At 71.8% G+C, this 14,326-nt stretch carries 14 protein-coding genes; 2 read left to right on the forward strand and 12 right to left on the reverse strand.

The genetic code is table 11. The features are described 5' to 3' along the window. The first annotated feature begins 180 nt into the window (after positions 1-180). The gene (locus NS354_RS09365) at positions 181-1,293 is read left to right on the forward strand and encodes a CPBP family intramembrane glutamic endopeptidase (protein WP_241490459.1); all 1,113 of its coding nucleotides are present in this window, start codon (positions 181-183) and stop codon (positions 1,291-1,293) included. On the opposite strand, the gene NS354_RS09370 is transcribed toward NS354_RS09365, so the two are convergent. From NS354_RS09370 to mtnA, 6 genes are all read right to left on the reverse strand, one after another. Then, the gene (locus NS354_RS09370; RefSeq protein WP_058594251.1) at positions 1,268-1,777 is read right to left on the reverse strand and encodes a cupin domain-containing protein; all 510 of its coding nucleotides are present in this window, start codon (positions 1,775-1,777) and stop codon (positions 1,268-1,270) included. The genes NS354_RS09365 and NS354_RS09370 overlap by 26 nt on opposite strands. Further along, positions 1,774-2,688 (reverse strand): ABC transporter permease, encoded by a 915-nt coding sequence (locus NS354_RS09375; protein ID WP_058594252.1) that lies wholly within the window; start codon positions 2,686-2,688, stop codon positions 1,774-1,776. Before NS354_RS09375 ends, NS354_RS09370 begins: the two co-directional genes overlap by 4 nt. Beyond that, on the reverse strand, positions 2,685-3,944 hold the full coding sequence (locus NS354_RS09380) for an ABC transporter permease (RefSeq protein WP_058594253.1): 1,260 nt from the start codon (positions 3,942-3,944) through the stop codon (positions 2,685-2,687). Before NS354_RS09380 ends, NS354_RS09375 begins: the two co-directional genes overlap by 4 nt. Then, positions 3,941-5,548 (reverse strand): ABC transporter ATP-binding protein, encoded by a 1,608-nt coding sequence (locus NS354_RS09385; RefSeq protein ID WP_058594254.1) that lies wholly within the window; start codon positions 5,546-5,548, stop codon positions 3,941-3,943. The genes NS354_RS09380 and NS354_RS09385 overlap by 4 nt, the downstream gene beginning before the upstream one ends. A 123-nt stretch (positions 5,549-5,671) precedes the next feature. Further along, entirely contained in the window at positions 5,672-6,721 is a 1,050-nt protein-coding gene (locus NS354_RS09390; protein ID WP_058594255.1) for a BMP family ABC transporter substrate-binding protein, read from the reverse strand. A gap of 37 nt (positions 6,722-6,758) precedes the next feature. Beyond that, on the reverse strand, positions 6,759-7,868 hold the full coding sequence (gene mtnA / locus NS354_RS09395) for an S-methyl-5-thioribose-1-phosphate isomerase (protein WP_345994180.1): 1,110 nt from the start codon (positions 7,866-7,868) through the stop codon (positions 6,759-6,761). 299 nt (positions 7,869-8,167) lie between these two features. Between mtnA and NS354_RS09400 the strand changes: the two genes are divergently transcribed. Continuing rightward, complete coding sequence (locus NS354_RS09400; RefSeq protein WP_430736001.1) at positions 8,168-9,586, forward strand: PhoH family protein; 1,419 nt, start codon at positions 8,168-8,170, stop codon at positions 9,584-9,586. Between the two features lie 81 nt (positions 9,587-9,667). Here NS354_RS09400 and NS354_RS09405 read toward each other — a convergent pair whose 3' ends face one another. The 6 genes from NS354_RS09405 to NS354_RS13945 form a co-directional block, all read right to left on the reverse strand. Next, complete coding sequence (locus NS354_RS09405; protein WP_241490464.1) at positions 9,668-10,426, reverse strand: SGNH/GDSL hydrolase family protein; 759 nt, start codon at positions 10,424-10,426, stop codon at positions 9,668-9,670. Beyond that, positions 10,423-10,971: a tetratricopeptide repeat protein gene (locus tag NS354_RS09410; protein WP_058594256.1), complete on the reverse strand. Its 549-nt coding sequence runs from the start codon at positions 10,969-10,971 to the stop codon at positions 10,423-10,425. The genes NS354_RS09405 and NS354_RS09410 overlap by 4 nt, the downstream gene beginning before the upstream one ends. Positions 10,972-11,094: 123 nt before the next feature. Then, complete coding sequence (locus tag NS354_RS09415) at positions 11,095-12,522, reverse strand: class II fumarate hydratase (RefSeq protein WP_275934824.1); 1,428 nt, start codon at positions 12,520-12,522, stop codon at positions 11,095-11,097. Between the two features lie 62 nt (positions 12,523-12,584). Then, positions 12,585-13,265, reverse strand: coding sequence for a carbonic anhydrase (locus tag NS354_RS09420; protein WP_058594258.1), 681 nt, complete (start codon positions 13,263-13,265; stop codon positions 12,585-12,587). Next, positions 13,262-13,945: a DUF4245 family protein gene (locus NS354_RS09425; RefSeq protein ID WP_058594259.1), complete on the reverse strand. Its 684-nt coding sequence runs from the start codon at positions 13,943-13,945 to the stop codon at positions 13,262-13,264. The genes NS354_RS09420 and NS354_RS09425 overlap by 4 nt, the downstream gene beginning before the upstream one ends. A 3-nt stretch (positions 13,946-13,948) precedes the next feature. Next, positions 13,949-14,269 (reverse strand): exodeoxyribonuclease VII small subunit, encoded by a 321-nt coding sequence (locus NS354_RS13945; protein ID WP_430736002.1) that lies wholly within the window; start codon positions 14,267-14,269, stop codon positions 13,949-13,951. Between the last annotated feature and the right edge of the window lie 57 nt (positions 14,270-14,326).

The following is a 14,326-nucleotide window of genomic DNA, read 5'->3' on the forward strand; positions in this document are numbered from 1 at the left end:
CATGTGGAGCAATCGAGAGTGAAAGGGCTGACATCGCCGGCAGGGTCAGATGTGGATAAGGGACAGGGAGCCCGGCCCGCCGCGCTGGGCTCGCTGGTGCCCGGGTGGCGGGCCGTGCTCCCGAGGAGCGGCCGACCCGGCCCGTGAGCTAGGGTGTCAGGCGAGTGGGAGGGGGAGTGCGTGTCACCGGAATCTGCGCAGTCGATCGAGATGGTGGGCGCTGAGGGCGTGAGCGACGGCGCTCGCGCGCCGCGCCCCGACCGCGTGGCGCGCGTACCCTGGGGTGCGGTGGCGCTCTTCACCGTGGTGGCTTGCGGCCTCGCGTGGCTCGTGGCGCTGCCGCTCTGGCGCATGGACCCCGACGCGCCCGACTACGGCTTGTGGTTCGGGCTGCTCGCCGCCGCGATGATGTTCACCCCGGCGATCGCGACGGTGGTAATGCTCTTCGCGGCCCGCGCTCCACGACGCGAGCGGCTGCGCTTCCTCGGCATGTGGCCGCTCCGCCCGGCGCGCCGCGTCGTCTGGTTCACGGTGGCGGCTCTGTTCGCGCCGCTCCTCGTGGTGCTCGCCGCGGTGGGCGTCTCCGCGCTCTTCGGGTGGGTGCGCCTCGATCTCGCGCACTTCTCGGGGTTCCAGGCGACGCTCGATGCGCAGCTCGCGACGCTCGACGACGACACGGCCGACCTCGCACGCGCGACGATGCCGCCCGTCGGTCTGCTCGTGGCGCTGCAGCTCGTGATGGTGCCGTTCGGCGCCCTGGTCAACAGCGTGCTCGCGTTCGGCGAGGAGATCGGGTGGCGCGGCTGGCTGCTGCCCGCGCTCCTGCCGCTCGGCACGTGGCCCGCGATCCTCGTCTCGGGCGCCGTGTGGGGCCTGTGGCATTCGCCCCTCATCCTCCTCGGCTACAACTTCGGCCTCACCGATTGGCGCGGCGTCGCGCTGATGACGGCGGGGTGCATCGCCTGGGGAGCGCTGCTCGGCTGGTCGCGGCTGCGCAGCGGTTCGGTGTGGCCCGCGGTTGTGGGGCACGGCGCGCTGAACGCCTCGGCGGGTGTGATCGTGGTGCTCGCCGCGGCTGACTCGCCGCTCGACCCCGCGCTGGCGATGCCCCTCGGCGTCTCGGGGTGGATCGTGATCGCGATCGCGGTGGCGGTGCTCGCGGTGTGCGGGCAGTTCCGCGCGGATCGCCAGCCGCAGCTCGCGCCGCGGCGAATGCGGTCGGCCGGCGACGCACCGTCGCCCGCGCCGGCCTCGGAGCTGCACGCGGCTACACCTCGTCAGCCGGGCGTGTGAGCTCGGCGATGCGCTCCGACGCGTCGGGGTAGCGCTCGCACAGGGCGGCGCGCTCGCCGAGCTCGAATCCGTTCCACGCGAAGGGCGGCGACATCGTGGTGCCGACGAGGCTCCACGATCCGAGCGACGACGATCCCTGCATCACGCCCGGCGGCACCACGAGCTGCGGCAGCTGGCCGGCGTCGGCATCGGGCCCGAGCAGGCGCTCCTCGGCGCGGCCGTCGGGGTGCAGCAGCAGGAGGCGCAGCGGGTCGCCGGCGTACCAGTGGTACACCTCGACCGAGGCGAGGGCGTGCAGCGCCGAGAAGTCGGGGTCGGCGAGCAGGTAGTAGATGGCGCTCGAGTGCTCGTCGAGGTGCATGCGGCGGTAGAGCCCGCCCTCGTGCTCGAGCGGTTCGAGTGCGAGGCGCTCCACCCATCGCGCCGCCTCGGGCGGCAGCCGCGGTCCGTCGAGGCCCGCCCGCGTGCGCGGCTCGTCGTTCACGCGAGCGCGGCTTCGCGGGTCTTGCGGAACCGCTTGCTCAGCAGCACGAGCACGATGAGCGTGACCACGTAGGGGCCGGCGTCGGTCAGCTGCTGGGGCAGGCCGAAGGACTGCAGACGGAACCCGATGGCGTCGGCGAATCCGAAGAGCAGCGCGGCGCCGAGCACGCCCACGGGGTGCGCCCGGGCGAGCATGACGGCGACGACGGCGATCCAGCCGCGCCCGGCCGACATGTTCTCCGTGAACTGCACGACGTTGCCCAGGGCGAGCTGCGCGCCGCCGAGGCCGGCGAGGGCGCCCGAGACGATCACCGCTCCCAGCTGGTAGCGCTGCGGGTCGACGCCCATCGTGGCGGCGGCGAGCGGCCGCTCGCCGACGCCGCGGAGGCGCAGGCCGAGCGGCGTGCGGAAGAGCACGATCCAGAGCGCGGGCACCAGCAGGAGGGCGAGGTACCCGAGCGGGGTGAGCGCGAAGAGCTGCCCGATCCACGGGATGTCGGCGAGCACGGGGATGCGCCAGACGGGGATGCCCACGATGCCGGGGTCCTGGAACACGCCCTGCACGTTGAAGATCGCGACGAGCAGGAAGCTCGTCATACCGACGGCGAGGATGTTCATCGCTACGGCGAGCACGATCGGGTCGCCCTTGCGGTACACCGCGCCGTAGCCCAGGATCAGCGAGAACAGCGCGCCCGCGACCATCGCCACGATGACGCCGAGCAGCCAGCTGTGCGTGAAGAACGACGCGGCGACGCCGGCGAAGGCGCCGACGAGGATCATGCCCTCGAGGCCGATGTTGAAGATGCCGGCGCGCTCGGCGATCATGCCGCCGAGGGCTGCGAGCAGGATCGGGATGAGCGATCGCAGCACGGAGCCGATGAGGTCTTGGTCGAAGAGATCGAGGAAGTTCATCGATCCGACTCCTTCGTGTCGGCGCCGGTCGCGGTCGGTGCGTGCTGCGGTGCTCCGGGCACGGGGGCGTGGGGTTCGGCGAGCGCGTGCTCGGTGAGCGGCGGTTCGCCGACCGGCTCGCCCGTCGCAGCGGCGCCGTTCGCACCGTTCGCGCCGCGTCGGCGCATGCGGGGCAGCGCGACGCGGAAGGCGAGGAGCACGATGACGAGGGCCTGGATGACGGCGGCGATCTGCGGGGAGAGCCCCAGCTCGCGGCCCATGGCGTCGCTGCCGACCATGATCGCGGCGAAGAAGAGGCCCGCGATCGCGGTGCCGATGGGGCGGTAGAGGGCGAGCAGCGTGACGAGCAGCGCGGTGAAGGCGTAGTTCGTCTGCACGAAGTAGCCCTCGATGAGGCGCGTGCTCGGGGCGCCGATGATCAGCATCACCCCGAAGAGGCCGGCGAGACCGCCGGAGAGCGCCATGGTGCGGGTGACGAGCGGCCCGGGCTTGACGCCGCCGTAGCGCACGAACTCGGCGTTCTGGCCGCTCAGCCCCGACTCGAACCCGAATCGGGTGCGACGATTCACGAAGACCGCTCCGGCGATCACGATGATGAGCACGATGATCGACCAGTTGACGCCGGTGAGCACGGCCGTGATGGGGCTCGTCGGCCCGAACGTCGAGCGCAGCGTGTCGGCGAATGCCGAGTCCTTCGGCACGAGCATGCCGAGCTGCACCTCGGGGCGCAGCTGCTGCGTCGCGACGAGGTCGGTGCTCGGATCGTTGAGCTGGAAGCGGATGAGCCAGGACGAGAAGTACCGGGCCGGGTAGTTGAGCAGCAGCGTGGAGAGCAGGATCGGCACCCCGAGCAGGTTCTGCAGGAGGGCCGAGATGAGGCCCCAGGCGGCGCCCGTCGCGATCGCGACGATGAACGCGAGCGGCACGATGAGGATCGCGGGGCCGGGCACGTAGACGGCGACGATGCCGCCCGTCAGCGCACCGAGGCCGGCCTGCCCCTCGGTGCCGAGGTTCAGCACGCCCGCGCGGAAGGCGATGGCGATGGCGATGCCGATCCCGATGATGGGTACGGCGCGCTGCAGCGTGTTGGCGAGTCCGGATCCCGTGCCGAAGGAGCCCTGGAGCATGGCGACGTAGCCGCTCACGGGGTCGACCCCCGCGATGATCATGAAGCAGGCGCCGATGAGCAGTGCCAGGACGACGGAGACCGGGATGGGGCCGGAGAGCCAGCGGCCCGCCTTGCGTGCGGCGTTCATCGTGCGGCCCCCTTCTCGGAAACGTCGGTGCGCGGCCCGCCCGCGGCGGGGTGAGCGTCGCGCAGGGCGTCGAACGCGCCCGGGCGGTGCCGCTCCTCGGGCTCGTGCCCCGCCATGTAGAGGCCGAGCAGCGCCTCACTCGCCTCGGTCTGCGGCACCTCGGCGACGATGCGCCCCTCGAACATCACGACGATGCGCGAGGAGAGCGACATGATTTCGCTGAGCTCCGCGGAGATGAGCAGCAGGGCGCCGCCGGTATCGCGGTAGGTGCACAGCTCGCGGTGGATCGACTCGATCGCGCCGATGTCGACGCCGCGGGTGGGCTGCTCCGCGATGAGCACGGGGGAGCCGTAGTCGAGCTCGCGGGCGACGACGACCTTCTGCAGGTTGCCGCCCGAGAGCGTGCCCACCCGGGTCGTCGGTCCGGCGATCTTCACTCCGAACCGGCTGATCAGCCGCTTCGCGTGATCGAGCATGGCGGATCGGGAGAGCAGCCCGCGCTTGAGGAGCGGAGCGCTGCGGTGGTGGCCGAGCGCGAGGTTCTCGATGGCATCGGCGCCTCCCGCGCTGCCGACGGCGTGCCGGTCTTCAGGGATGTAGGCGATGCCGCCGTCGCGGCGCTGCGCGATGGACGCGGCGCTGAGGTCACGGCCCGCGACCGCGACGGCGCCCGCGCTCGTCTTGCGCATGCCGATGACCGCCTCGGCGAGTTCGACCTGGCCGTTGCCGGCCACGCCCGCGATGCCCACGACCTCGTTGCGGCGCACGAAGAGGCTCGCATCGGAGACGGCGTCGCGCTCGCCCGAGCCGGGCACCGTCAGCCCGCGCACGTCGAGCACGACCTCGCCGGGCGCATGGGCCGGCGGCGGCGTGGTGAGGTCGACGTGGCGCCCCGTCATGTGCCGGGTGATCTCGTCGGGCGAGCTCTCCGCGGTGACGAGCTGGGCGACGTTGCGGCCGTCGCGCAGCACTGTGACGCGGTCGGAGATCGCCATGACCTCGCCGAGCTTGTGGGTGATGAGGATGATGGTGCGGCCGTCGGCCTTCAGAGCGCGGAGCACGTCGAAGAGCCGCTCGGTCTCCTGCGGCGTGAGCACGGCGGTCGGCTCGTCGAGGATCAGCACGCGCGCCTCGCGGTAGAGCGCCTTCACGATCTCGACGCGCTGCAGCACGCCGACGGGCACCGAGTCGACGCGGGCCTGCGGATCGAGCGAGAGCCCGTAGCGCTCCGCGATCTCCGCGACCGTTCGATTCGCCTCCTTGCGATCGATCAGGCCGCGCTTCCTCGGCTCGCTCCTGAAGACCACGTTCTCGGCGATCGTCAGCGATGGGAACAGCTTGAATGACTGGAAGACCATGCCGATCCCGGCGTCGATCGCGTCGAGCGGCGACGCGAAGGTGCGGCGCTCGCCCCGGATGAAGATCTCGCCCTCGTCGGGCTGGTAGACGCCCGCGAGCTGCGACATCAGGATCGACTTGCCGGCGCCGTTCTCGCCCATGAGCGCATGGATCTCGCCGGCTTCGACCTCGAAGTCGACGTGATCATCGGCGAGTACGCCCGGGAAGCGCTTCGTGATCCCGCGCATGGAGACTTCGGCGACCATCCGCATTCCTTCTCTTGGTGGTGCATGACGCCCGCCGGTCGAGCGAGCGCTGCGGGGCGAGACCCGGGGTCCTGCGGAACGGGTCTCGCCCTCGGAGCGCTCGGCTCGACCGGCGGGAGGGGGTTATGCGAGGGGGTCGGTGACCTTGATCTTGCCCGAGACGATGTCGTCGCGCGCCTGCGTCACCTGCTCGAGCACGTCCTCGTTCTCCATGATGGTGCACTGCGAGTCGGCGGCGTCCTCGGTGAGGCTGACGATCGTCATGCCCTCCTCCTTGAGGCCGAAGGAGCTCGTCGCGTCCTTCGAGCTCTTGCCGTCCATGATCTCGCCGACCACGGTCTCGACGACGCGGTTCACCGACTTGACGGTGCCGTCGACGACGGAGCCCGGTGCGATCGGGCACTGGTTCGCGTCGACGCCGTAGGCGGAGAAGCCCTTCTCGGCGGCTGCCTCCATGATGCCGCCGTTCGAGGCGGCGCCCACGGCGAACACCTGGTCGACGCCGCTCGAGGCGAACGCGAGCGCCTGCTCCTTGCCGCGGGCCGGGTCGGCGAACGGGTTGTCGCCGCCGATGACCTGCGGGGCCACCGTGTCGACATCGGCGTTCACGCTCTTGGCGCCCTCGGCGAACCCGTCGGAGTACTTCTGCAGCAGCTCGTTGTCGACCGAGATGACCGAGCCGACCTTGTTCGCCTCCGTGAGCAGTCCGGCCTCCATGCCGAGCAGGTACGACGGCTCCTGCTCGCGGAAGGTCGCCTGGTACAGGTTGTCGGGGGCGCCGTCGACGAAGGTGTCGATGAGCACGAAGTTCTGCTGGGGGTTCTGCTCCGCGAGCTCCTTGGCGACGTCGCCGAACTGGAACCCGAGCATCACGACGACCTCGGGGGCCTCCGCGATGGCGGCCTCGAGGTTCGAGCGCCGCGTCGCGTCGTCCTTCGACTCGAAGGTCTTCGCGGTGCCCTCGAACTCCTCGGCGACCGACTCGATGCCGATCTTGCCCGACTTCAGGAACTCGTTCTGGCCGATCGGGTCGCTGGTGATGTAGATGAAGCTGGGGCCGTCGGCGGCCGCCTCTTCGGTGCCGCCGCCACCCGAGCAGGAGGTGAGGAGCAGGGCGGCCGAAGCCGCGCCCGCGACGAGTGCCGCGCGGGCGCGGCGCTTGGTGAAGAACATGGGTGTTCCTTTCGAACGGAAGGGGTTGGTGATGAGCTTACGAGCGGAGCGCTTCGAGCGACACGTCTGCGAGCGTCTCGCCGCGGCTGAGGCGGATCACGCGGCGCTCGGTGACGATCGCCGTGATGAGGTCGTGCGGGGTGACGTCGAACGCGGGGTTCACGGCGTCGATGCCCGCGGGCGCCGTACGGGTGCCGCCGAAGCCGGCGACCTCGTCGACGCCGCGATCCTCGATCTCGATGTCGGCGCCGCTCGCGGTGCGCATGTCGATCGTGGACTCGGGGGCGACGACGATGAAGGGCACGCCCGCGTGCCGCGCGGCGAGGGCGAGCGAGAACGAGCCGACCTTGTTGGCGGTGTCGCCGTTGGCGGCGATGCGGTCGGCGCCGATGAACACGGCGTCCGCGATCCCGCGCGACAGCAGGAACGGCCCGGCCGAGTCGATCAGCAGCCGGAAGGGCGCCTCCATGCGCTGCAGCTCCCAGGCGGTGAGTCGCGCGCCCTGCAGGAGCGGGCGCGTCTCGAGCGGCAGCGCCTCGACGAGCGAGTCCTGCTCGAGGAGCGTCTGGATCACGCCGAGGGCCGTGCCGCGCTCGACGGTCGCCAGGCTGCCCGTGTTGCAGATGGTCATCACGCTCACGCGATCCTGCCCGGCCAGCTCGCGGGTCAGATCGGCCCCGCGGAGGCCCATCGAGATGCACGCCGCGATGTCTTCGTCGCGGATGCGGATCGCCTCGTCGAGCACGGCCGCGGCCCCCTCGTCGAGGCGCGTGAGGGCGCGGTCGACGCCCCAGGAGAGGTTGACCGCGGTCGGCCGGGCCTCGCGCAGCACGGCGGCCTGGCGGCGCACCTCGTCGCGGTCGAGCTCGTCCTCTCCGCGCGACGCCTGCACCGACGCCGCGATGAGCGCGACGCCGAACGCTCCCGCGACGCCGAGCGCCGGGGCTCCGCGCACCGCGAGGCGCTGGATGTCGTCGATCAGCTCGGGCAGCTCGGTGATGCGGCGCACCTCGACCCGCTGGGGGAGCAGCGTCTGGTCGATGAGTTCGATGGCCCCGTCGACCCAGTCGATCGTGCGCAAGCGGTGCTCCTTCTTCGTCACAGTGTCGCCGCAGGGGTTCGTCGCGTGTCGGGGGAGTGCCGACACCCCCCACCCCGGGCTGCGATATCGCAGCTCTCAGAATACCCGACGCGAGCGCCCTGCCGAGCCCGCTGTGGGAGTTCCACAACCGCTCACCGGTCGGCGGCGGGACGCGCGCCGTTGCCCGACCGTACATCCATCGTTCACGGATCGATATGCGTGTCGCGTGGCGCACCGCGGCGGGGTCGGCGTAGCGTGTGACGCATCGGGCAGGGTGCCCGATCGAGGAGGCCGGTCGGTCACCACCTCGGAGCCACTGGCCAACTCGCTGAGTCGGGGCCCTGCCCCGGTGCAGAGGAGCCATCGTGGCCGAGATCCGTCACTCCGCAACACCCTCTCCGGTCGTCACCGAACCGGATGCTCCCTCGTCGACGACCGATCGGGCCGCAGCGCTCCGGTCGTCGAGCTCGTCCGATCCGATCGGCGGCACCCAGCAGCAGCTGCGCACCTACGTGCTCGACACGTCCGTGCTGCTGAGCGACCCGGCAGCGCTCTTCCGCTTCGCCGAGCACTCGGTCGTGCTGCCCGTCGTCGTCGTGATGGAGCTGGAGAAGAAGCGCCACGACCCCGAGCTCGGCTATTTCGCACGGCGCGCGCTGCGCATCCTCGACGAGCTGCGGGGTCGGCACCTCAGGCTCGACATCCCGGTGCCCGTCGGCGATGCGGGCGGAACCGTGCGGGTGGAGCTCAATCACACGAGCCTCGACGGGCTGCCGAGCGGCATGCGGCTCGGCGACAACGACACGAGGATTCTCGCGGTGGCGCAGAACCTCGCCTCCGACGGTCTCGACGTCACGGTGATCTCGAAGGATCTGCCGATGCGTCTGAAGGCGGCGGCGCTGGGCCTCGGATCCGAGGAGTACCGGGCCGAGCTCGCCCGCGACGACGCGTACACGGGCGTCGCCTCCGTGCCGCTCGACGATGAGCAGATGCGGGCGCTGTGGGAGGACGAGCGCCTCGACGACGTCGAGGCCGCTGCGGGCCTGCCCTTCGGCACGGGGCTCGTGCTCACGTCGCCGCGGGGCTCCGCGCTCGGCCGGGTCGACGGCGATCGCTCCATGCACGTGGTGCGCGGCGACCGGGAGGTGTTCGGGGTGACCGGCCGCAGCGCCGAGCAGCGCCTCGCGATCGATCTGCTGCTCGACCCGCAGGTCGGCATCGTCTCGCTCGGCGGGAGCGCGGGAACGGGCAAGTCGGCGCTCGCGCTCGCCGCGGGGCTCGAAGCGGTGCTCGAGCGGCGCCAGCACCGCAGGGTGATGGTGTTCCGCCCGCTCTACGCCGTGGGCGGTCAGGATCTCGGGTACCTGCCGGGCGACCACCAGGAGAAGATGAACCCCTGGGCGCAGGCCGTCTTCGACACCCTCGGCTCGATCGTGTCGCAGAACGTGCTCGACGAGGTCGTGGCGCGTGATCTCGTGGAGGTGCTGCCGCTCACGCACATCCGCGGCCGCTCGCTGCACGACGCGTTCGTGATCGTCGACGAGGCGCAGTCGCTCGAGCGGGGCGTGCTGCTGACGATGCTCAGCCGCATCGGGCAGAACTCGCGCGTCGTGCTCACCCACGACGTCGCGCAGCGCGACAACCTGCGCGTCGGCCGATACGACGGCATCGCGGCGGTCATCGAGAAGCTGAAGGGGCACCGCCTCTTCGGCCACGTCACGCTGACCCGGTCGGAGCGGAGCGAGATCGCGGCGCTCGTCACGGATCTGCTCGACACCCCGTAGCGCGGGGCCCGATGGGCGGAGGGTCGGCGGATGGGCGCCGGCTCGCCGCCCATCGACCGCCGACGCGCGCCGGCGTCGGGGCTACGCGACGGCGGTGATCCGCTGCTCGACGAGGGGCCAGAAGGCGTCGGCCCAGACCTCGTACCCGCGATCGTTCGGGTGGAACGCGTCGGCGGCGAACTCGGTGAGCACGCCGTGCACCCCGCGCTCCCGCGTCGCGGCGTGCAGGGGCACGACGCGCATGCCCCGACCCGCGGCGATGGCGCGGATCATGCGATTCGCCTCGCGTACCTTCCGCTCGTTCCAGGGCAGGTGGAAGCAGGGGAGCTCGCCGACGACGGTGTGCGCGGGCAGCGCCCCGAGAATCCGCGCCATGTTGCGGTGGAAGCGCACCGGGTTCCAGTCGGCGATGTCGTTCGCGCCGATGTCGATCGTCACGAGTTCGGGCCCGCGGGCGAGCACCTGCTCTGCTTTGGGCAGCTGATCGCGCACGCACAGCGCGGTCGTCGCCCCCGACACCGCGAGATTGACCACCTTCACGTGCTTGCCGGTGCGCGCCTCGATGCGGTCGAGCAGCTGCCCGACGTAGCTGCGGCCGGGAACGGAGGCGCCGATGCCCTGCGCCGTGGAGTCGCCGAGGGCGAGGTACCCGAAGGTGCCGGGCTGCTTGCGGCGCTCCCGCCACCACGCGGCGGTCACCGGCTGCATCTCCGCGAGCTCCATGAGCGGCCGGTTCACGCGCTCGTGCACGTCGTGCCAGCCGAACGTCCGTGCGACCGAGGCCGCTGCCGAGAACGCGAGCGCGCGCACCCCGTCGCGGGGAACTCCGGCGGGCATCATGTCGGGGTACTGCTTCCGGCATCGGCGCCGTTCGTGGCGGGGTCGTGCTGCGCGCCGCTCTCGCGCCGGCGCAGGTCGGCCGCGTACGCGCGCACCGATCGCTGATACTGCGGCAGGGCGGGGGCGATCGCCTCGAGCGCCACGGCGAGACCGGCCCCGGGCTGTCCCGCCGAGTGCAGCGCGAGTGCGAGGAACGCGGCGCGCGCCGCACCGAGCGCGGGATCGCCGCTGCTCGCCTCGAGAACGGCCACGGCCTCCTCGGCGCGGCCGAGGTTGCGCAGCGTGGAGGCGTACTGGATGTCGAGCTCGGCCCGCGCCCGCCCGGCGAGGCCGAGGGCGATGGCGCGCTCGTACTGCTCCGCGGCGGCGGCTTCCGATCCGGCCGAATCGTAGGCGCCCCCGAGCTCGAACGGTCCGCGGGGGTCGTCGTGCGGCAGCTCGGCGACGAGCGCCGCGATGCGCGCGACGGTCTGGGCCGGGGTGCTCAGCGGGTCGTTCCAGGCGTCGTCGACGCGGGACTGCCAGTCGGGAGGGGATGAGGTCATGGGTCGATCCTAGGCAGCGGCGCGGCCGTCGTCGTGCCGGCCGCGCCGACTCCGCCGGGCGGACGGCGTCGGGCCCGGGATCGCGCAGTGCGATCCCGGGCCCGACGACCGTGCGCGATCGCGCTACCGGGCGACGCCCGGGTGGGTCATCGACAGCAGGTCGAGCGCCTGGTCGAGGGCCTCCTCGGTGACCTCGCCGCGCTCGACGTAGCCGAGGTCGACGACGGCCTCGCGCACCGTGATGCCCTTCTTGACCGAGTGCTTCGCGATCTTCGCGGCCGCCTCGTACCCGATGAGGCGGTTGAGCGGCGTCACCGTGGAGGGGCTCATGCCGGCGAGTGCCGCCGCGCGCTCGAGGTTCGCCTCGAGGCCCGCGATGGTCTTGTCGGCGAGCACCGTCGAGGCGTTCGCGAGCAGGCGGATCGACTCGAGCAGTGCGGTGCCCATGACGGGGATCTGCACGTTGAGCTCGAATGCGCCCGAGGCGCCGGCCCAGGCGATCGTCGCGTCGTTGCCGATGACGCGCGCGCACACCATGAGCACGGCCTCGGGGATGACCGGGTTGACCTTGCCGGGCATGATCGACGAGCCGGGCTGCAGGTCGGGGATGCGGAGCTCGGCCAGACCGGTGTTCGGGCCCGACCCCATCCAGCGGATGTCGTTGTTGATCTTGGTGAGCGACACCGCGATGGTGCGGAGCGCGCCGGAGGCCTCGACGAGCCCGTCGCGGTTGGCCTGCGCCTCGAAGTGGTTGCGCGCCTCGGTGATGGGCAGCCCGCTCGACTGCGCGATCTCGGCGATGACCTTCTCGGGGAAGCCGAGCGGCGTGTTGATGCCGGTGCCCACGGCGGTGCCGCCCTGGGGCACTTCGGCGACGCGGGGGAGCGCCGCGTCGATGCGCTCGATGCCGTAGCGGATCTGCGCGGCGAAGCCGCCGAACTCCTGGCCGAGGGTGACGGGGGTGGCGTCCATGAGGTGCGTGCGGCCCGACTTGACCGCCGTCTTCCAGAGCTCGGCCTTCGTCTCGAACGCCTCGGCGAGGTGCGCGAGCGCCGGCTTCAGCTGCTCGATGAGCGCGCCGGTCACGGCGATGTGCACCGACGTGGGGAACACGTCGTTCGACGACTGCGAGGCGTTGACGTGGTCGTTCGGGTGCACGGGTGCGCCGAGGTGGCGGGTGGCGAGCGTCGCGAGCACCTCGTTCATGTTCATGTTCGACGAGGTGCCCGAACCGGTCTGGTACGTGTCGACGGGGAACATGTCGTGGTGGTCGCCCGCGATGACCTCATCGGCCGCCGCCACGATGGCCTGCGCCACCGGAGCGTCGAGGATGCCGAGATCGCCGTTCGCGATGGCGGCCGCGCGCTTGATGCGCGCGAGCGCGACGATCTGCGCGGGCTCGAGCCCCGAGCCCGAAATGGGGAAGTTCTCGACGGCGCGCTGCGTCTGGGCGGCGTACAGGGCGTGCTGCGGCACCCGCACCTCGCCCATCGTGTCGTGCTCGATGCGGTACTCGGTCTCGGCGCCCGTGGCGCTGCGATCTTCGGTCACAATCATCCTTCGTGTCGTGGATACTGCTCGTGGGTCGGAGAGGTTCGTGGCGGAGCCGCGCGTCAGGCGGCGACCGGCTCGGCTCCGGCGATGTCGAGGTGGCCGACGGCGCTCACGGCGACGGCGCGGCCCTCGGACAGCCGGTACTGGCAGCCGACGATGCCGAGTCGGCCGGCGGCGACGGCGTCGCTGATGATGCGCGAGCTGCGGAGCAGCTGGTTCACGGTGGCGGCGAGGTGCACCCGGCCGACGGCGTCAGGGTCGATGGACGACGCGTCGACGTAGGGCGTGTCGCGGTGCTCGCGCAGCCAGAGCTCCTGCACGGAGGGCAGGATCGGCGCGAGCGTGTTCCCGACCGCCGTCGGCACGGCGGCGGGATCCTGCTCCATCTGCCCGATGGCCGCGGCGACCGCGCCGCAGGAGTCGTGGGCGAGGACGACGATCACGGCGACGCCGAGGTTCGCGACGGCGTACTCCATGGACGCGGTGATGGACTCCGCGACGACGTGCCCCATGTTGCGGGCGATGAAGAGGTCGCCGAGGCCGGCGTCGAAGATGATCTCGGCCGCCAGCCGGGAGTCCGAGCATCCGAAGAGCGCGGCATCGGGATCCTGTCCCTTCGTCAGCTCGTGGCGCCGCTCGACGTCCTGCCGCGGGTGCTGCGGCCCGCCGTCGATGAATCGCTGGTTTCCGGCGACGAGTGCGTCCCACGCCTGCTGCGGCGTGACTCTGGGGGCGGTCATTCGGTTCCCTTCGGTTCGGAGAGTGATTCGGCGACCTCCGTCGCGAGCAGGCGCAGCGTCGCCGGCGAGTCGGTGCCGTACACGAGGATCGTGTCGTCGCCGTGCTGCGCCTGCAGCGCGAAGAGCACGTTCGAGCTGTCGGGGTCGCGGTCGGTGTGGTCGTAGGCGATCCAGTCGAGGCCGCCCAGGGTCTCGCTGCCGGTCGGGGCCTGCTGCTCGAGCTGCTGGGCGATCCAGACCTCGTCGACGGGGGCGCCGTCGGGTGTGAACGCCTGCGCCACCGCGGCGTACGCCTCGGCGCCGGTCGCCTCGTCGACCGTCGTGTAGTTGATCTGCCAGGCGGTCACCCCGTCGCCGCCGCGCAGCTCCGCCTGCTTGGCCTTCCAGGCCTCGGGCACCTCGGGCGCGGCCAGCTCGCGGCCGGCGCTCGGGGCCGCCTCCGAGGCGAGTGAGGCGACGTTCACCTCGTGCTCGGCGAACCCCCCGGTGCCGCGGGGCACCATGAGGAAGATGACGAGCACGAGTCCGAGGCTCACCAGCAGCGAGAAGACGAGGTTGTTCACCGTCTTGCGCTCGCGGTACAGGCGGCTGTCGCGAGCCTTGCGCGTCGCGGTCTCCTGCGGGGTCTCGGGCCTGCCGAGCTCGGCGACGATCGCCGGCGCTTTGCGCTGCTTCGCCATCGCTTACGCGTCACCCCCGACGGCGCCCTCGCCGACGCTCGTGCGCGCCGACTCGAGCCGCTTGCGCGCCCCGAGCAGCCACTCCTCGCAGCGCGACGCGAGGGCCTCCCCGCGCTCCCAGAGCATCAGCGATTCCTCGAGGGTCGCTCCGCCCTGCTCGAGGCGGCCGACCACCTGAATGAGCTCGTCGCGCGCCTCCCTCTCGTACGAGGAGGCGCGCGACGCGACGAGTGGCTGCTCGGGGCGCGCAAGCGGCTCGAGTCGGCGCGCACGAGCGTCGGCGAGGGCGCCGTCGGGGGTGACGCGTAAGCGCTGGCGAAGCAGCGCAAAGCGCCGGCGATCGTAGCCGAGCCCGGCAGGCCCGCGAGCCCGCAGGAGACC

Origin of the sequence: Leucobacter chromiiresistens (assembly GCF_001477055.1) — a bacterium.
GTDB classification, from domain to species: Bacteria; Actinomycetota; Actinomycetes; order Actinomycetales; family Microbacteriaceae; genus Leucobacter; species Leucobacter chromiiresistens_A.